Genomic DNA, 17,096 nt, shown 5'->3' with positions numbered 1-17,096 from the left:
GCGGGTGCCGGGGGCGGCGTATCGCGATCCATGTGCCCGCCCGCGTCGTTCACGGGCGCAGGGCCGTCGCCAACTGGGCGCGGGAGCGGACGTCGAGTTTCTGGTAGATGCGGGTGAGCCGTGCCTCCACCGTCTTCACGCTCAGATACAGCTTGGCCGCCGCCTCCTGGTTGCTCGCGCCCTGGCCCACGAGCCGGGCCAGGCGCAGCTCCGCCTCCGTGAGCGAGGAGAGCGCGGACACCGACTCCTCACCGGCCGGGCCGGGTCCGGCCGCCTCGCCCGCCGGCGTCTCGCTCGCGAGCGCCAGCCACGGAGCCGCTCCGGCCCGCTCGAAGACCGAGGCCGCCTCGTGCAGGGCGCTCTGCGCCGCCGACCGGCGACGGCGGCGCCGCTCGACCCGGGCCAGCGCGATCAGCGCCCGCCCCCGCTCCAGCGGCAGCCCGGCCCGGCCGAAGCTCTCGGCCGTACGGGTGAGCAGCTCGGCCGCCTCGTCCGTCCGCCCCTCCGCCGCCAGGCACAGGGCGTACGCCCGGTCGCAGCCCAGCAGGACCGTGGTCCGGCCGAGCCGCTCCGCCACCGGCCGGACCTCCGCGAGCAGTGCCAGGGCCTCGTCGCCCGCGTCCTGCGCGAGCAGCGCCTCGGCCAGCTCCTCGTGCCAGCGCAGCATCGACGGGTCCACCGTCGACTGGGCGCGCTCGTCGGCCTGGACCCGTCGCAGGGTCTCCAGGGCGGCGGCGACGTCACCGTTGATCAGCTGGACGCGGCCGAGCGCGTACCGGCTGCGGGAGAGGAAGACGCGGTCGCCCTCCTCCTCCGAGGCCTGGACGCTGCGGCGGGCATAGCTCGCGGCCCGCGCGAAGCTGCCGCCTGCGGTCTCGGCGAGCGCGAGCGTGTACCAGGCGGGGCCGGGGGAGAGTCCGGCCTCCAGGGTGAGCGCGAGGGACTGCCCGGCGTGCGAGAGGGCGGCCGCGCAGGCGCCCCTGCGGGACTCGATCGCGGCCAGGGTGGAGAACAGCTCGATGGTGTCCTCCACCGAGCCGCGCCGCTGGACCAGGGGCAGCAGCGCGTTCAGCTCGTCCCGGGCGTCGTTCAGCCGGTCGTCGAACAGGGCGTGCCGGATCGTCAGGATCTGGGCGGCGTTGCGGATCCCCAGCGGACGCTCGGCCAGCTCCAGGCCACGCGCCTGGGCGAGCACGGCCTCCGCGTCCGGGGTGCCGAGGGCCCGCTCCATCCGCGCCTGCACGGTCAGGGCCTGTGCCGCGAGCCGCGGATCGCCCATCGAGGCGGCCAGCGCCGCCGATTCGACCGCCGCCGTGCGCGAGCGCTCCGGATCGCCGTCCGCCAGCACGTACTTGACGGCCAGGCGCAGCTGCACGGCGGCCCGCAGCGCGGTGTCCCCCTCGGAGTCCTCCATGGCGTGGACGTACATCTCGTCGAGCCCGGTGAGCCCCTGACCGGCGGTGTCGAGCACGGCCAGCCGCGCCCTGACCCGGTCGGACGGCACCGCGTCCCGGGCGAGAAGATCGGTCGCGGCCCGCATCGCGAGGTCCGCGCGGGCCGCGCGGGCGGCCTCCTCGGCGGCGTCGACGAGCCGCGCGATCCGGCGCGTCCCGTGCCGGCCGGGGGTCGACTCGGCGGCGAGCAGGGCCAGTTCGGCGGCGAGCGCGCTGTTCCCGCGCCGCCGGGCCAGGTCGGCGGCGGCCGCGACCTCGGCGGCCAGCTCCTCGTCCGGCCGCTCGGTGGCCAGCGCCCGGTGCCGTACGGCCTCGACCGGGTCGTCCACGACCTCCGCGAGCGCCGCGTGCCCGGCGCTCCGCTCGGCCCAACAGGCGTCGTGCACCAGGGTGGAGGGCAGCAGCCCGGCGGTGAAGGTCACCGAGCCGTCCTCGGAGAGCGACACCAGATCGGCCCGCTCGGCCGCCGCGAGGTCCGCCTCCGCGGTGGGCCGCCCGGCCCGGCGCACCAGCGTGGCCGAGGGCCGCAGCGCGAGCGCGGCGAGCAGCAGCGTCTCGCGTACGGCGGGGGGTGCGGCGCCCAGGAGCTGGCGGGCGAGGTCGCGGGCGCGCCCGGAGAGCGTCAGCGCCTCGGCGTGGTGCACCGGGGTCCGCGCGTCGGCGAGCGAGCGGCCGACGGCGAGCGCGAGCCGCGGATTGCCGCCGCTGGCGCGGTGGATGCGGCCGGCCATCCGGGAGGGCAGCCGGTGGTGGATGAGGAGTTCGGCGATCTCGTCGGCGTGCAGCGGCGGGACGCGCAGCACGTCCGCCTCCGAGGGCACCCAGAGGTGCGCGGCGTGCGGGTCCTCGTGGCGGTGGCTCTCGCGGTACGGCGCGTGGGCCTCGGCGTACGGCTCGGGGGTCTCCACCGCCACCACCCGCAGCGCGGGCGGGGCCAGATGGAGGGCGAAGCGGAGCAGGTCCGCGCTGTCCGCGTCGACGTGCTGCACGCCGTCGACGACGAGCAGGACGGGGCCGCGGCAGGTCAGGGCGCGCAGGATGCGGGCGATGCCGAGGCGCAGCGCGATCGGGTCCCAGCCGCCCGCGTCGATCGGCGCCTCGCGGCAGAGCATGGCGACGGCGGTGCGCTGGGGGCCGGGCAGCTGGTCGAAGACCCCGGAGGAGAAGATCCCGGCGTTGAGCACGCCGGAGGTGAGGATCCCTGAGGTGAGCGCGCCGGGGTCGCGGGGACCGGAGGCGGGCGTGCCCGCGGCGGCCGGGTCGGCTCCGTGCGGATCGGTGGGGGAGGTCGCGCCGGCGGGCGGCTCGGGGCGGCTGGTGCCGAGCCCCGGCCAGGTCACCGTCGCCGCCACCGAGGCCACGAGCGCCGCTGCGGCGGCCCCGGGTATCTCACGGTCGGACGGCAGGGTCGCGAGCCACAGCACGGTCTCGCCGCGGGCCTCCGCGCGGGCGGCCTCGGCGAGCGCGACCTCGGTCTTGCCGACGCCCGCGGGTCCGGTGAGCAGGGCGCGGCCCCGCGTGTGGAGGGCTCGTTCGAGCCGGGTGAGGAGTTCCTCGCGGCCCACCGGGGCAGGGCTCTGTGGAGCTGTCGTCACTGTCCACCACCTCCGGCCCCTCGGGGTCCGGCCCATGGACCCCGTGCGCAGAGGATACGGAGCCCACCGGCACAGTCCAGGCCCCGTGTCCGGCATACGGACAGGGGCCCGGTGGGTGCGTGCTTCCCCAACGCCAGGACGCGCCAGTGGTGTAGACCACGGGCGCGTCGCTGACCAGCAATGATGCTGATGTGGGGGGTGGTTCAGAGGTGATGCTGTGGGGCCTTAGAAGGTGAGGCTCCACGAGTCGATGTAGCCGGTGTCACCCGAGGCCACATCGCGGACCTGGAGCTTCCAGGTGCCGTTGGCGACCTCGCTCGACGCGTCGACCGTGTACGTGGCGATGACGTTGTCGGCGCTGTCCGAGGAGGACGAGGCCTTCAGGTTGCGCACCGTGCCGTCGGGGGCGACCAGGTCGACGACCAGGTCTCCGCGCCAGGTGTGCTTGATGTCCACGCCGACCTTGAGGGTGGCGGGGGCGTTGCCGGTGACACCGGTGACGGCGATCGAGGACGACACGGTGGTGTTGTCCGGGATCTGCACGTCCGTCGCGTTGCTGAAGACGGTGCCGGTCGGCGGGGTGGTGTTGAGGACCGCGTCCACGGTCTTCGAGGTGTCGGCGATGCCGGTGCCGCAGCCGCCGGTGCAGGTGCCGGGCAGCGGGCGGGCGTTGTTCTTGATCGCGGACTCGATGTCGGCCGGGGTGAGGGTGCTCTTGGCCGACTTCAGCAGGGCGGCGAGGCCGGCGATGTGCGGCGCGGCCATCGAGGTGCCCTGGTAGGGCTTGTACGTCTCCGTCGACTGGGTCGTCAGGCCCGAGTTCAGCGTGGAGTAGATCGCGTTCTCGGGCGTGGTGACGGTGCCGGGCGTGTCGGTGGCGTTGCGGGTCTCGCCGCCGGGCGCGGCCACGTCCACGATGGTGCCGTAGTTGGAGTAGTACGAGCGGCTGCCGGCGCGGTTGGTCGACGCGACGGTGATGACGCCCGTGCAGTTCGCCGGGGTGAAGCCGGAGGCGTTGGCGTTGCTGTTGCCCGCGGCGACGACGACGGTGGTGCCGCGAGCGACGGCGCCGTTGATCGCGGTCTGGTAGACGCTCGGGCAGGTGGAGCTCGCGCCGCCCAGGCTCATGTTGATGACCTTGGCCGGGGTCGGGTTGGCCGGGACGCCCGGCACGGTGCCGCCGGAGGCCCAGGTGATCGCGTCGGCGATGTCGGAGGACGAGCCGCCGCACTTGCCGAGCACGCGCACGGGCTGGATCTTCGCGTTGTACGCGATGCCCGCGATGCCCTTGGTGTTGTTCGTGACGGCCGCGATCGTGCCGGCCACGTGGGTGCCGTGCCAGGAGGAGTTGGAGGCCTTGGAGCCCGTGCCGCACTCGCCGTCGGTGGCGTTCCAGTCGCCCTCGTCCTTCGAGTCCGCGTCGCGGCCGTTGCCGTCGCGGGCGTCGGCGGAGGTGGAGATGAAGTCGTAGCCGGCGATGACGTTGGACGCCAGGTCCGAGTGGGCGGCGTAGCCGGTGTCGATCACGGCGACGGTGACGCCGGAGCCGGTCGTCTTGTCCCAGGCCGCAGGAACGTTCATGCCGCCGGTGGGCTCGAAGAGGTCCCACTGCTTGGCGTAGTCGGTGTCGTCCGGGGTGACAGCCATCGCGTAGGCGCGGATGTCGGGCTCGACCGAGGCGACGGACGGGTCGGCGCGGAAGGCGTCCATGACCTCCGTCACGTCCTGCTTGGTGGCCTTGCCGCCCAGGTTCACCAGTGCGGCACCACCGGCGAGGCGGCGCTCGAAGGCGAGCTTCTCGCCCGTCTGCGCGGCCTTCTCGGCCGCGTCGCTCTTCGCGGCGGTGTTGGAACCGGCCTCGGCGGTCCGGGTCTTGTAGGTGACGATCACCTTCTCGACGGGGGCGCTGGGAAGCGCCTGCATCGCCTGCGAAGCCGGAGCCGGCTTCGGGGTGGCTGCGACCGGGGCGGCGGCGAACGCCCCGGAAGTCATGGCAGCGGCACCGAGGATCGCGGCGCTCGCGACCACGGATATGACTCTCCGCCTGGAACCGTTCAAGGTGTGGCCCTTTCGAGTACGACGTAACTGCGGAGCAGTGGCGGCGGCGCGGGACGCACGGGGCGAAGTGGGGTCGCGTCCGCCGTTCCCTGGGCTTGGGGGGCCCGTGCGCCGCCACCGGCGCGGACGGCCCGGGTCAAGGCCGCCGCCGGCGGACGACACCCTCCGCATGCACCTGTCAGGGTGCGCTCGGGGATGATATCTGCCGGTGCGGAGGACAGTAGGGAACGGGGGGGTGAACCCGATACGGGGAAAACCCTTGTCACCCCTCAAGGGGTGGCGGGGGTCCGGGGAGGGGGAGGGGGGAAGGGCGTCCCTCGCGAGCTCGCCCCGCGCGCACCGTACCCGCCTTCACCGCTCTCCTCGGGCACGGGGGGTGGCGGATCAGCCCAGTTCGAGCGTGGTGACCCCGAAGACGCGTTCACGGGCCACCGGGCGGACCGGACCCGTGTACATCCTGGCCGTCTCGAACGTCGGCTCCAGACCGCGCTCCTGGGCCAGCCGGGCCGCCGCGGGGTTCGCCTCCGGCATGTCGACCGCGATCCGGGCCGCCCCGAACTCCCGCGCCTCGGCGGCGAGCCCGTCGAGGAGGGCGGCCGCGTCGGCCGGGGTGTCCGCGAAGAGCGGCCCCACACGGGCCTCGTCCTCGGCGGGACGAACCACGCCATACCCGGTCAGACGCCCGTCGATGACCCGGGCCAGCGCCCGATGGCCGGGAGCGGTGAGCCAGGTGTCCAGGAACCGGGGCCGGTCGGCGTGGTGGCAGCGGTTGTCGTACGCGGAGAGGGCGGCCCGGTCGACGCTCCCGGCGGCCACCAGGCCGGGGACCGGGCGGTCGGGGGCGGGGACCTCGCCCACGTACCGCGCGGTGCGGTAGGCCGTGCTGAAGCCGGAGCGCCGGTAGTTGTCCTGCTGCGACGGCACCCCGTCGAGCCCGACGGCCCGGTCGCCCGCGTGGGCGAGAGCGGCGTGCCAGGTGGCCAGGCCGTAGCCGAGACCGCGGAGTTCGGGGCGGACGAGGTAGAAGCCGAGGAAGGCGTAGGAGTCGTCGTAGTCGACCACCGAGATGGCGGAGACCGGCTCCCCGTCGACCCGGCCCAGGAAGAAGCCGGCGGGGTCCTGGGCGAAGAACGCCGCAATGTCCGAAAGTCCCGGATTCCACCCCTCCTTGGCGGCCCAGGACCGCACGAGCGCCCACTCCTGCGGGGTGGCGGACGAGACGGAGAGCGGACCGGGGGAGGCGGAGGTCATGGGGTGTCTGTCCTTCGACGGCCGGGGCGGGCGGAAACCTGGGCAAAGCGCGCCGAGCATAACGCCCCGGCCGTCGGCACCGCGGGGGCATTCGCCCTGTAGGGCGTCGCCCGTCCGCTGGGCGGTGCCCACTTGCCCGGACGGCACCCACCCGCCGCGTGGCGCCCGGCAGGACGGCACCCATCCGGCTGCGTGGGCCGCGCCCGGCGGGGCCCACGCAGCCGTGCTCAGTGGATCAGGCGAAGGCGCGTGGACGCCGCCGTGAGGTGGATCGTCTGGCCCCAGGTCAGTTCCAGCGCGTCCGACTCGACCCCGTCGCCGAAGGCGATCAGCCGGTCCGACTCGACGGTGACGCGCAGCCCGCGGCCCGCGTCCAGGAGGCCCTCGACCCGTGTCGTGCCGGTCGTCGGGGACGGCCAGGCCTCGCGGACGAACCAGGCGAGCCGCGCGTCCGAGGGCGCGGGAAGCGCGAGCGTGCTGGACCGCTGCTCCCACAGGGAGCGGAGCCAGCCCGTGGCGCCCGTCCCGGTCCCGACCAGGACCCCCGAGGAGGCCTGGGGCTCGGGCGGGACGTCCGTGCCGTCGAGCCCGAGGGTGTAACGGGCCGTCTGGTGGCCCGGCGGGCCGACGTAGATCTCGTTGAGCGCGAGGAGCCGCTGCGCGTCGTCGGTGACCGCCTCGACCATCGTCAGCTCGTCGACCGCCGCCCCGGCCCCCGTCGCGTACGGCAGCAGTCGCCGCGCCCGGTCCGGCCGGTGCCGGACCAGGACGCCCGGGTTGCGCCCCGGGTCGGCGTCGATGCCGATGACGGGCTGCCCCGTCAGGTACTTCGCCGCGTTGGCCACCAGGCCGTCCTGCCCCACCACGACCACGACGTCCTCGGGCCCGAACAGGAACCGGTCCAGGTCGGCGCGCTCCACCCGCGTCTGGCGCCACGTCAGCGGAACCGCGCCCGCCACCTCGGCGAGTGCCCGCCGGGTCCGCTCGTGCCGCTCGCGCACCGCCTCGACCGAGCGGCCGCGCGCGGAGAGGAAGAACGCGGCCTGCCCGTGCGTACCGTGCCGGGCCAGCAGCTCCTCGTACTCCGTGGTCCGGTGCACGAGCACCGCGCGCGGCGCGAGGCTCACGGCCGAGCCCCGCCCTCGCCGCCGAGCTTGGCGAGCAGCCCGGTCAGCACGTCCGGGGAGAGCGTGAGGTGCTCGATGCGCGGCAGGTTCTCCGCCGCCCGGGTCACGGCCAGGGCCCGCAGGGTCGCCGGGTCGGCCTCGGCGTGCGCCCGCAGCCACGCGGACTGCGCCGCGGCGCGCGCCTCGCCGACCTCCCGCGCCGCCTCCGCCTCGGCCCGGGCCAGCCGCACCTTCCGTACCGCCTCGGCCTCCGCCCGTACCGCGTCGGCGGCCGCGTTCTCCTCGGCCTCGCGGCGCGCGTTGGTGCCGCGCTGCTCGACCAGCCGCTCCTCCTGCCGGGCGAGCTCGATCTTGCTGGCGAGTTCGTTCTCGGCGATGGCGCGTTCCCGCTCGACGGCGACCGCGCGGCGCTCGTACGTGGCCCGGTCGGCCTCCTGCTGGATCTGCTCACGCGCGGGCGTGCGCAGGGCGCGCTCGACCTCCGGCTCGGGGCGGATCGCCACCACACGGACCGCGACGACCTCGATGCCGGTGTCCGGCAGGCGCGGCTCGGCGGCGAGCCCGGCCGCGATGCGGTCCCGTACCGCCGCCACACCGTCGACGAGCGCGGCCGCGAGCGTGGTGCGGGCGAGCACGTCGAGGGCGTGCTGCTGGGCGGTCTCGGTGAGGAGCGTGGCGAGCTGCTCCAGCGGGGTGCCGCGCCAGGCGCCCGTGTCGGGGTCGATGGAGAAGTCGAGCCGGGTGGCCGCCGCGCCGGGGTCGCCGATCCGGTACGTGACGGTGGACTGCACGCTGACGTCCTGGAAGTCGGCGGTGCGGGCGTGGAAGGCCATCGCGAGCTCGCGGTCGTTCACCGGCACCTCGGAGAGCGCGGCGGTGAGCGGCCGGAACCAGAAGCTGAGCCCTTCGCCGTCGTGGACGAGCTTGCCGCTGCGCTGGTGCCGGATGTGGGCGGTGGGCGCGGAGCGCAGATGGCGCCAGCCGGCCCGCCGGGTGATGTCGGCCATGGAAACCCCCTTGTCGTCAGGTTGACGATAGGGGGCGCGGATGATTGTCGTCAAGATGACGAATTCAAGGGGTGGTGCGGGATCGCCCTCACCCCGCGACGGGCGCCGGCATCGGCTCGCCCTCCGGTGAGCCGAGGCCGGTCGCACGGGGTGCCGGGCCGGGCCGTGCCTCCGGGGCGGTGGCCGGTGCCGGTACGGCGGCGAGCAGTGCCTCTCCGGCCGGCGAGGCCGCCGACGCGGTCGGCATCGAGCCCGGGGCCGCAGTCACCGGAACCGGTGCGGGTACGGGTACGGCGGTCCGCGTCGGCTCCGCAGTCCATACGGGCTCCGCAGTCCATACGGGCTCCTCGGCCCGTACCGGCTCCGCAGTCCATACGGGCTCCTCGGCCCGTACCGGCTCCGCAGTCCATACGGGCTCCTCGGCCCGTACCGGCTCCTCGGCCCGTACCGGCTCCTCGGCCCGTACCGGCTCCGCCGCCGTTCCGCCCTTCGTCAGCAGCACCACGCCCCGCGCCGCGACCAGCGACGCTCCGGCCGCGACCAGCCAGCCCCAGGCGCCCGCCCGGAAGGTCTCGCCGAGCAGGGCCACGCCGATCACCGCGGCCGCGGCCGGGTTCGAGAGGTTGACGACGGCCAGCGGGGCCGCGAGGCCGCCCCGGTAGGCGGCCTGGGACAGCAGCAGGCCGCCGCTGGCGAAGCCGGATATCAGCACGGCGAGCAGCGCGGTCTGCCACCAGGTCGGCTCGGCGCCGGGCAGGTCGAGCGCGAGCGCGGCCGTGAGCGTCTGGGTGAGCGCCGAGGCGACGCCCGAGGCGATCCCGGAGGCCGTGGCGTGCCCGAGTCCGCGCGCGGCCGGGCCGCCGGTCCCGCGCCGTTCGCGCCCGTGCAGCCGCCCGGAGGCCAGTACGGCGATCAGGAGCGCGGTCGCCGCGGCCACGATCAGGGACTCGCGCAGGCTCAGCGCCTCGCCGGGGGCCGTGGGGCCGGTGACGGCGACGAGCCCGACGAGCCCGCCCAGGGTCCACAGGGCTCCGCGCCACTCGGTACGGGTCACCCGGCGCCGCGCGCAGTACGCGCCCAGCGGCAGCGCCGCCACCAGCGTCAGCGCGCCGAGCGGCTGTACGAGCGTCAGCGGCCCGTAGTGCAGGGCGGCCACGTGGGCGAGGGCCCCGGCCGCGTTGAGGCCGACGGCCCACCACCACTGGCCGCGCGCGAGGAGGGCGCGCAGCGCGCCGCGCCCGTCGGCGGCCGCTGGGGAGGCGGCGAGCCGGGACTGGGCGACGGCGGCCAGCGCGTACCCGGCGGCGGAGACGAGGGAGAGGAGCACCGCGAGCACGGTGCCGGCGGCGGGGTTCATCGAAGTGCTCCGACCGGGAGGGGCGCCGCGCCGAGCGGGCGGGACACGGGTGGGGGCGCCGTCCGGTGGCCGGGGGCGCGGACGACGAGCAGCGCGAGGCCGAGGAGGGCGGCGGCGGCGAGCGCGTCGAACCAGTAGTGGTTGGCGGTGCCGACGATGACGAGCAGGGTGAGGGCCGGGTGCAGCAGCCAGAGCACCCGCAGGCGGGACCGGGTGGCGGCGATCAGGCCGATCGCGACCATCAGCGCCCAGCCGAAGTGGAGCGACGGCATGGCGGCGAACTGGTTCGCCATCGAGTCCGTCTCCGGCGTCGCCCCGTAGACGGAGGGGCCGTAGACCCGGGCCGTGTCGACGAGTCCGGACGCGGCGAGCATCCGGGGCGGGGCGAGCGGCATCAGCAGGTGCAGCGCGAGAGCGGCGCCGGTGGTGAGGGCCAGTACCCGGCGCGACCACAGGTAGTGCGCGGGGCGGCGCCAGTACAGCCAGACCAGGAAGGCGACGGTGGCCGGGAAGTGCACGGCCGCGTAGTACGTGTTGGCCGCCCGGATCAGCGGTTCGCCGTGCAGGAGCAGCTGCTGGATCGTTCCCTCGCCCGGCAGGTGGATCGCGCGTTCGGCGTCCCAGACGCGGTCGGCGTTCCGGAAGGCGCGGGTCTCGTGGCCGTTGGCGAAGAGCCGGCCGAACTTGTAGACGAGGAACAGCGCGGTGACGAGCAGGAGCTCGCGGAGGAGCGGGGGTCGGGCGGGCGCGGATCCGGGCTCCGGTTCTTGTTCCGGCTCGGAGGCGGCTTCCTGGTCCCCGGTCCCGCCCTGGGCGACGGGTGCGGGGGTGGGAGGCGTCCCCGGTCCTGCAGGACGTGGTCCTCGTATCCCGCGTATCCCGACAGCCATCGTGCGGCCCTCTAATCCGTCAAATCGCCAACAAACGGAGTGAGCCTAGATCCGAATTCATCGAGACGCAAGCGTCTCGATACGTTTGCGTCTCGATTGTGCACCCCCTACTCTCGTATGTGCAGAGACAGAGGTGTCCGGGAGGGATCGATGTCCACACAGGCCGCGACCGCCGCCGCCCGTCGCAGCAAGATCACGCCGGAGCGCGAGACGGAGCTCTACGACGCCGTGCTCCGCCTCCTCCGCGAGGGCGGCTACGACTCGGTGACCATGGAGGGCGTCGCCGCCCGCACCAAGTGCGGCAAGGCGACCCTCTACCGGCAGTGGGGCACCAAGCCCCGGCTCGTCACGGCCGCGCTCGCCCAGCGCCGCTGCGCCGTCTTCTCCGGCATCGACACCGGCACCCTCGCCGGCGACCTGCGCGAGGCCGCCCGCATCGCCGCCTCCCACCGCGAGCGGGACGCCGAGCTGATGGAGGCCGTCGCCCAGGCCTACATCCAGCACCCCGACCTGCGCGCCGCGCTCCGCGAGACCGTGATCGCCCCCGAGATCGCGGCCATCGACGCCGTCATGGCGCGCGCGGTCGAACGCGGCGAGATCGACGCCGACAACGCGGCGATCGGATTCGTCGCGCCCTGCTTCATGGGGATGCTCCGCATCGAGCGGCTCTTCGAGGAGCGGTTCGCGGACGCCTCGACGATGCGGACCTTCGTCGACGCGGTCCTCCTCCCCGCCCTGGGCGCGAAGGGCTGAGCCCGGCCTTCGTGCCGGGGACCGGGCCCGGCCAGGCGTACGAGGGTGGGGCCCGCCCCGCGCGTCGGGCGCGGTGGGACCCGGTTCCGTCCCGCACCCTGGAGGCATGGCCGCAAGCACCACCCCCGCCGTCCGTGTCCGCCGCGTCTACGAGGAGCCCTCGCCCGACGACGGGGTGCGCGTCCTCGTCGACCGGCTCTGGCCGCGCGGCCTCAAGAAGACGGACGCCCACATCGACGAGTGGCCCAAGGCGCTCACCCCGTCCACCGAACTCCGCCACTGGTACCACGGCCCCGAGGGCGAGTACGAGGAGTTCTGCCGCCGTTACGAGGCCGAGCTCGACGCCCCGGACGCCGCAGCGGCCCTCGACCGGCTACGGGACCTCGCCGCCCGGGGGACCGTCACCCTCCTGACCTCCGCGAAGGACCCGTCCGCGAGCCACACCTCCGTACTGCGGCGGGCACTAGAGCAGTAGCCGGGGCGCCTCCGCGGCGGCGTCGAGCGCGCCCCCGCCCTCCGTGCGGTCGGCCAACTCCCGCGCCCACGTCACCAGTCCGCCGACATCGATCCCGTACGCACCGGGAACCGGGCTCCCGCCGGCGAGGCGGGCGGCGCCCCGGCGCAGCAGCCGGGCCCCGCCCGCCGTGTTGCCGCGGGCCGCGTGGGTCAGGCCGACGGCGAGCTGCGCGAGCCCCTGCCACAGGTCACGCTCCGCCGCCGGACCGGACTTCCAGGCGTCCTCGAAGACCTCGTGCGCGTGGAAGGGCATCCCGGCGTCGAGCAGCCGCTGCGCCTCGCGCACGGTCTCGTCGGGCGCGCGGACGACCCCCTCGGGCTGCCGGGGCACGCCCTCCGCCCCGTACGGCAGCGGACGGCCGAGCCCGTCGCGCGGCCTGGCACTGCGGGCGCGCCCCTCCGCGTCGCGATCCCGGCCGCGCTCGTCGACCCGCGCGCCGTCCCGCTCGCCGCCCTCCGCCCCGTCCGGCGCGCCCTCGTCGTCACCTGTTGTCCGGTTCACCCGTCCATTGTCGCCCCTTGGGCGATCACGAGCGCTAGGCTCGTCTGTCCGGCGCTGTTCCGGTCCGCGCGGGTGGTGCCGGACGCGTCATGCCAACAGTTCGTGTGGGGAGTGAGTCACCGGTGCCGACGGATCCCGAACAGTCGCCGCCCGCAACGCCGTTCGCATCGCGCGTCTCCGACGCGGAGCGCGGCGGTCTGCTGGAACGCGGCCCTGAACTCGCCGCGGCCGCCCACGCCGTCGACGAACTCGTCGCCGGAGCCGCCGAGGGCGGCCGGGGACGCGGCGGGATACTCGTCTACCGGGGCGAGCCGGGCATAGGCAAGACCGCGCTCCTCGCCGAGATACACCGCACCGCCCGGGACCGCTGCACCGTCCTGACCGCCCGGGGCGGCGAGACCCTCACCTCCGTTCCCTTCCACCTCACCCGACAGCTCCTCCAGCCCGCGCTCGACGGCTTCGCCGCCGACGAGGTGCGGCAGCTCTTCGGCGACCACTTCGACCTCCTCGCGCCGGCGCTCGGACTCGCCGCGCCCTCCCTGGGCGCGCCCGCCGACCCGCAGGGCGTGCTGCTGGGCCTCGCCCGGCTCCTGGACCGCCTCGCCGACCGGCTGCGGGACCGGCCCCCGGTGCTCCTCGTGGACGACGTCCACTGGGCCGACGCCGAATCCCTGGCCTGGCTCGACGCGTTCACCCGCACCCGGCGCGACCGCCGGCTGCCCGTCCTCGTCGTGCTCGCCCACCGCCCGTTCGTGCGGGAGCCGCAGGGCCCCGGCGGGCACGCGACGCTCGCCGCGCTCGCGGACCGCGCCGTCCTCACCCTGGGCCTGCACGCCCTCACGTCGGGGGCCACCGCCGAGCTCGCCCGGGACGTCCTCGGCGGGCACGCGGACGAACCGTTCTGCCGCGAACTGTGGACGGTCACCTCAGGAAACCCGTACGAAACGGTCGAGCTGCTCGCCAATGCCCGCGACCGGATGCTCGAACCCGTCGCCGGTTCCGCCGCCCTCCTCCGCGGCCTCGGCGCCGGCGCCCGGGGCGGCGGACTCGTCGCCCGCCTCGAGGAGCTCGGCTCCGGCCCGACCCGCCTCGCCTGGGCCACGGCCGTCCTCGGCACGGACAGCACGCCCGAGCTCCTCGAGGCCCTCACCGGCCTCAGCGCGAAGCAGGTCGCCGAGGACACCGAACTCCTGCGGGCCGCAAGGATCGTGACGGGCCCGACGAACGGCCGGAACGGGCTCGCCCTCGTGCCCGTCCCGCCCCTCGAGTTCGCGCATCCGCTCATCGCCACCGCCGTGTACGGCTCGGTGCCCCCGGGCGTACGGACCGCCCTGCACGGACGCGCCGCCTGGGCGCTCACCCAGGCGGGCCACGGACCGGCCGCCGTCTCCCGCCACCTCCTCGAAGTGCACCCCGACGACGACCAGGACGTCGTGGGCCGACTGCGGGCCGCCGCCGTCGAACACCTCGCCGTCGGAGCCCCCGACGCAGCCCGCCGCTGCCTGGAGCGGGCCCTCACCGAACCGCCCGGCCCCGACACGTACGCCAGGGTCCTGTACGAGCTCGGCTGCGCCTCCCTGCTCACCGCGCCCGCCGCCACCGTCCGGCACCTGCGCTCCGCGCTCGAACTGCCCGGCCTCGACGACGAGCTGCGCATCGACGCGACGTTCCGGCTCACCCAGGCCCTCGCCCACAACAACGAACTCCACGAGGCCGCGCGGGCCGCCGCCGTCGAGTACGGCCGGACACCGCCCGGCACCGGCCGACGACGGCTCTAGGCCGCGCACTTCATGTACGAGGGGTTCCAGGCCGCCGAGGTGGACGGCCACGACCGCTCCCGCCGCCTCGCCGAGCTCACCGCCGGCTTCACCGGGGCCGACAACTCCGAACGGGCCCTCATCACCGTCCGCGGCTTCGACGCGATGATGCGCGGGGAACCCGCCACCGAGGTCGTACGCCTCTGCGACCTCGCCCTCGTCGACGGCGCGCCCGCCCGGGGCCTCGGTTGGACCGACCCCGTCTGGGGCTTCGAGATCCCGGCCCTCACCGGCATCGCGTACGCCTTCGCCGACCGTCCCGACCGGGCGGAGGCCCTCTTCGACGAGGCGGTCCGCGCCTTCGAGATCTCCGGCTGGAGCGGCGCCCACCTCGCCTTCGCCCACACCCTCCTGGGCCTCGTCCACCGGCGCCGAGGCAACCTGCCCCGCGCCCAGCACCACCTGGAGGAGGGGCTCCGGCTCGCCGACCGCGTCGGCGACGGCCTGCCCGTCCACTGGGACACCGCCTGCCTCCTCGTCGACACCCTCGTCGCCCGGGGCCGTACCGCCGAGGCCCGCCTCGTCGCCGACCGGTACTCCTTCGGCCCGCCCTGGCCGGGCGCGATCGTGCTGCCCGACGGCCCGAGCGTCCTCGGCCGGCTCCTGCTCGCCGAAGGCCGTACCGAGGAAGCGGTCTCCACCCTGGAGGGCGCCGCCGAGGCCCTGACCGGCCGCGGCCGCCACCACATCGTCTGGGCCCCCTGGCCGCTCGACCTCGCCCGCGCCCTCGCGCCCACCGACCCGGACCGCGCGGCCAAGGTCGCCCGCGAGGCCCTCACCCACGCGGAACGGCTCGGCACGCACACCGCCCTCGGCGAAGCGCTCCGCTGCCTGGCCCTCTTCGTCGACCCGCCGGAGTCCCGGCGCCTCCTCGAACGGGCCGTGGAACACCTCGCTGCGTCGCCGTCCCGCTACGAGGAAGCCCGCGCCCGCCTCGACCTCGCCCACGCCACCGGCTCGGCCACGACCCTCGCCGAAGCCACCGCCCTGGCCGCCACCTGCGGCGCCGACCTCCTCACCTCGGACGCTGTGACAGCCCGTGCGTCATCCCACCCTCCGGAGTGAGGTAATGTTTTCCCTGCACGGCGACGCGGGAGAAACCCCGCGGAGACGCGCATCGGGACGTGGCGCAGCTTGGTAGCGCACTTGACTGGGGGTCAAGGGGTCGCAGGTTCAAATCCTGTCGTCCCGACTCGAAAGAGTCGCAGATCAGGGGCCGTTTCAGAGCAATCTGAAACGGCCCCTGACTCGTTTTCGGGACCGGTTGGGCACAGCCCCGGCGGCTACGATGGAGGGACCGTTCGGCCGGGTCGATCGCTACGGCCGGTGCGAAGGGAGCGGGTGTGCGTCAGTTGGGCGAGCTGGAGGCGGAGATCATGGACCGCCTGTGGTCCTGGGGCCGCCCGGCCACCGCACGCGAGGTCCTCAACGACCTGAACAAGCAGCGGCACCTGGCGTACAGCACCGTCAAGACCGTCGCCGACATCCTCCACGGCAAGGGCATGCTCGCGCGCGACAAGGACGGCCGGGCCTGGCGCTACCGCCCCACCTGCACGCGTCAGCAGTACACGGCGGCCCGCATGCAGGACGCCCTGCAGGGCAGTCCCGACATGGCGGGGGTGATGGCGAGCTTCGTCGAGCAGATCTCTCCCAGCGAAGTGGAGGCGCTGCGCGCGGCCTTGCGCGATGCCAAGCGGCGGAGCACCTCGTGATCACGGCCGCCGTGCTGGCCGGCTACGCGGCACTGGTCGGCGCCGTGGCCCCCCGCGTCCTGGCGCGGGCGCGGTGGCCGCACCGCGCGCCGGCTCTGGCGGTCCTGGTCTGGCAGCTGCTGATGGCGACCTTCGTCATCTCCCTGGCGTTCGCCGCCCACCACGTCGTCCTGGTCGAGCGGCACGCCCACGACGGCCTGGTGGGGTTCCTCAGCGCCTGCGGGCTCGGGGACCGCGCTCCGACGAGCACCTCGGACCCGACGTTCTGGGACGCCGCCGCCCTGCTCGCGCCGGCGGTCGTGGTCGCGCTTCCCGTGGCGTGGCTGGTGCGGACGGCGTGGACGGCGCACCGCGAGCGACGCCGGCAGCTGGACGTGCTCACGCTGATCGGCCGTCCCTCGCCGACGTACGACGCGACCGTCGTCGACGACGGCACGGCGGTGGTGTACTGCCTGCCCGGCCGTCCCGGCAGGATCGTGGTCACCCGGGGCGCGTTGGAGGTCCTGGACGACGAGCAGCTGCGCGCCGTCCTCGCCCACGAGCGCGCGCACGTCGACGGCCGCCACCACCTGTTCCAGATGGTCCTGCGCGCCTTCGCCCGGGCGTTCCCGAAGCTCCCTCTCGCCCGGGACGCCCAGGAGCAGACCCTGCTCCTCCTGGAGATGATCGCGGACGACCGAGCGCTGCGACAGCACTCGCGGGACGCGCTCGCCACGGCTCTGTGCGAGGTGGCCGCCGCGCGGACACCCCGGGCCGCTCTCGGTGCGGGTGGCCCGGGCGCCCTGATCCGGCTTCGCCGGCTCCTGAGCCCGCAGCCGAGGCCGCACCGCGCGACGTGGCTGGGCATCGTCCTGGCTTCGCTCGCGGCCCCGCTGGTGCCGCTGCTCCTGGCCTGCGGTCCTGCCTGATACGCGCCCGTTCCGCGCGCCTCCCGCGCGCCCCCCATTCAGACCGTCGGCGTTGCCGCGCGGTCGGCTCCGATCCGAGAGTGGGGCGAGACGGTCGGTGCTGCCCGGGTCGTCATGGAGGCGCCGGGGAACGAAGGGCCGTCGCACCC

12 protein-coding genes, 1 tRNA gene and 1 pseudogene are annotated in these 17,096 nt (G+C 75.1%); 6 read left to right on the top strand and 8 right to left on the bottom strand.

Annotation, left to right across the window (positions count from 1 at the left end):
- Positions 1-49 precede the first annotated feature (49 nt).
- From ACF07V_RS20325 to ACF07V_RS20295, 7 genes are all read right to left on the bottom strand, one after another.
- Positions 50-3,085, bottom strand: a complete 3,036-nt coding sequence (locus ACF07V_RS20325; RefSeq protein ID WP_392155941.1) for an AAA family ATPase — start codon at positions 3,083-3,085, stop codon at positions 50-52.
- Between the two features lie 189 nt (positions 3,086-3,274).
- Positions 3,275-4,972: a S8 family serine peptidase gene (locus ACF07V_RS20320; protein WP_392156410.1), complete on the bottom strand. Its 1,698-nt coding sequence runs from the start codon at positions 4,970-4,972 to the stop codon at positions 3,275-3,277.
- Between the two features lie 519 nt (positions 4,973-5,491).
- Complete coding sequence (locus tag ACF07V_RS20315; protein WP_392155939.1) at positions 5,492-6,358, bottom strand: GNAT family N-acetyltransferase; 867 nt, start codon at positions 6,356-6,358, stop codon at positions 5,492-5,494.
- A 227-nt stretch (positions 6,359-6,585) separates the two neighbouring features.
- The gene (locus tag ACF07V_RS20310; RefSeq protein ID WP_392155938.1) at positions 6,586-7,485 is read right to left on the bottom strand and encodes a hypothetical protein; all 900 of its coding nucleotides are present in this window, start codon (positions 7,483-7,485) and stop codon (positions 6,586-6,588) included.
- Positions 7,482-8,492, bottom strand: a complete 1,011-nt coding sequence (locus ACF07V_RS20305; RefSeq protein WP_392155936.1) for an SPFH domain-containing protein — start codon at positions 8,490-8,492, stop codon at positions 7,482-7,484. The genes ACF07V_RS20310 and ACF07V_RS20305 overlap by 4 nt, the downstream gene beginning before the upstream one ends.
- 88 nt (positions 8,493-8,580) lie before the next feature.
- Complete coding sequence (locus ACF07V_RS20300) at positions 8,581-9,849, bottom strand: DMT family transporter (RefSeq protein WP_392155934.1); 1,269 nt, start codon at positions 9,847-9,849, stop codon at positions 8,581-8,583.
- Entirely contained in the window at positions 9,846-10,739 is an 894-nt protein-coding gene (locus tag ACF07V_RS20295; protein ID WP_392155932.1) for a phosphatase PAP2 family protein, read from the bottom strand. The genes ACF07V_RS20300 and ACF07V_RS20295 overlap by 4 nt, the downstream gene beginning before the upstream one ends.
- A gap of 150 nt (positions 10,740-10,889) precedes the next feature.
- Here ACF07V_RS20295 and ACF07V_RS20290 point away from each other — a divergent pair, with 150 nt between their 5' ends.
- Entirely contained in the window at positions 10,890-11,492 is a 603-nt protein-coding gene (locus ACF07V_RS20290) for a TetR/AcrR family transcriptional regulator (protein WP_392155931.1), read from the top strand.
- Positions 11,493-11,598: 106 nt separating this feature from the next.
- Positions 11,599-11,967, top strand: a complete 369-nt coding sequence (locus ACF07V_RS20285) for a DUF488 domain-containing protein (RefSeq protein ID WP_392155929.1) — start codon at positions 11,599-11,601, stop codon at positions 11,965-11,967.
- Here the strand turns inward: ACF07V_RS20285 and ACF07V_RS20280 are convergent.
- Complete coding sequence (locus ACF07V_RS20280) at positions 11,956-12,510, bottom strand: DUF309 domain-containing protein (RefSeq protein ID WP_392155927.1); 555 nt, start codon at positions 12,508-12,510, stop codon at positions 11,956-11,958. The genes ACF07V_RS20285 and ACF07V_RS20280 overlap by 12 nt on opposite strands.
- A gap of 89 nt (positions 12,511-12,599) precedes the next feature.
- On the opposite strand from ACF07V_RS20280, the pseudogene ACF07V_RS20275 reads away from it, so the two are divergent.
- The 4 genes and pseudogenes from ACF07V_RS20275 (at position 12,600) to ACF07V_RS20260 (ending at position 16,947) form a co-directional block, all read left to right on the top strand.
- Positions 12,600-15,392 (top strand): annotated as a pseudogene (locus tag ACF07V_RS20275) (ATP-binding protein).
- 53 nt (positions 15,393-15,445) lie between these two features.
- Positions 15,446-15,519 (top strand) — tRNA-Pro (locus tag ACF07V_RS20270).
- 151 nt (positions 15,520-15,670) lie between these two features.
- Positions 15,671-16,039 carry a BlaI/MecI/CopY family transcriptional regulator gene (locus tag ACF07V_RS20265; RefSeq protein WP_392155926.1) on the top strand — a complete coding sequence of 123 codons (369 nt, stop codon included), beginning with the start codon at positions 15,671-15,673 and terminating at the stop codon, positions 16,037-16,039.
- On the top strand, positions 16,036-16,947 hold the full coding sequence (locus ACF07V_RS20260) for a M56 family metallopeptidase (RefSeq protein WP_392155924.1): 912 nt from the start codon (positions 16,036-16,038) through the stop codon (positions 16,945-16,947). Before ACF07V_RS20265 ends, ACF07V_RS20260 begins: the two co-directional genes overlap by 4 nt.
- Positions 16,948-17,096 lie beyond the last annotated feature (149 nt).

Source organism: Streptomyces sp. NPDC015661 (genome assembly GCF_043077765.1).
Lineage (GTDB): Bacteria > Actinomycetota > Actinomycetes > Streptomycetales > Streptomycetaceae > Streptomyces.
The sequence above is the reverse complement of the archived record's forward strand: the minus strand, read 5'-3'. Positions and strand labels throughout refer to the sequence as shown.

Bases quoted from the DNA above. Each gene is read 5' to 3' on its own strand.
- ACF07V_RS20290 (WP_392155931.1), top strand. From the start codon at position 10,890: ATGTCCACACAGGCCGCGACCGCCGCCGCCCGTCGCAGCAAGATCACG.
- ACF07V_RS20305 (WP_392155936.1), bottom strand. From the start codon at position 8,492: ATGGCCGACATCACCCGGCGGGCCGGCTGGCGCCATCTGCGCTCCGCG.
- ACF07V_RS20325 (WP_392155941.1), bottom strand. From the start codon at position 3,085: ATGGGCCGGACCCCGAGGGGCCGGAGGTGGTGGACAGTGACGACAGCT.
- ACF07V_RS20295 (WP_392155932.1), bottom strand. From the start codon at position 10,739: ATGGCTGTCGGGATACGCGGGATACGAGGACCACGTCCTGCAGGACCG.
- ACF07V_RS20320 (WP_392156410.1), bottom strand. From the start codon at position 4,972: ATGCAGGCGCTTCCCAGCGCCCCCGTCGAGAAGGTGATCGTCACCTAC.
- ACF07V_RS20315 (WP_392155939.1), bottom strand. From the start codon at position 6,358: ATGACCTCCGCCTCCCCCGGTCCGCTCTCCGTCTCGTCCGCCACCCCG.
- ACF07V_RS20300 (WP_392155934.1), bottom strand. From the start codon at position 9,849: ATGAACCCCGCCGCCGGCACCGTGCTCGCGGTGCTCCTCTCCCTCGTC.
- ACF07V_RS20285 (WP_392155929.1), top strand. From the start codon at position 11,599: ATGGCCGCAAGCACCACCCCCGCCGTCCGTGTCCGCCGCGTCTACGAG.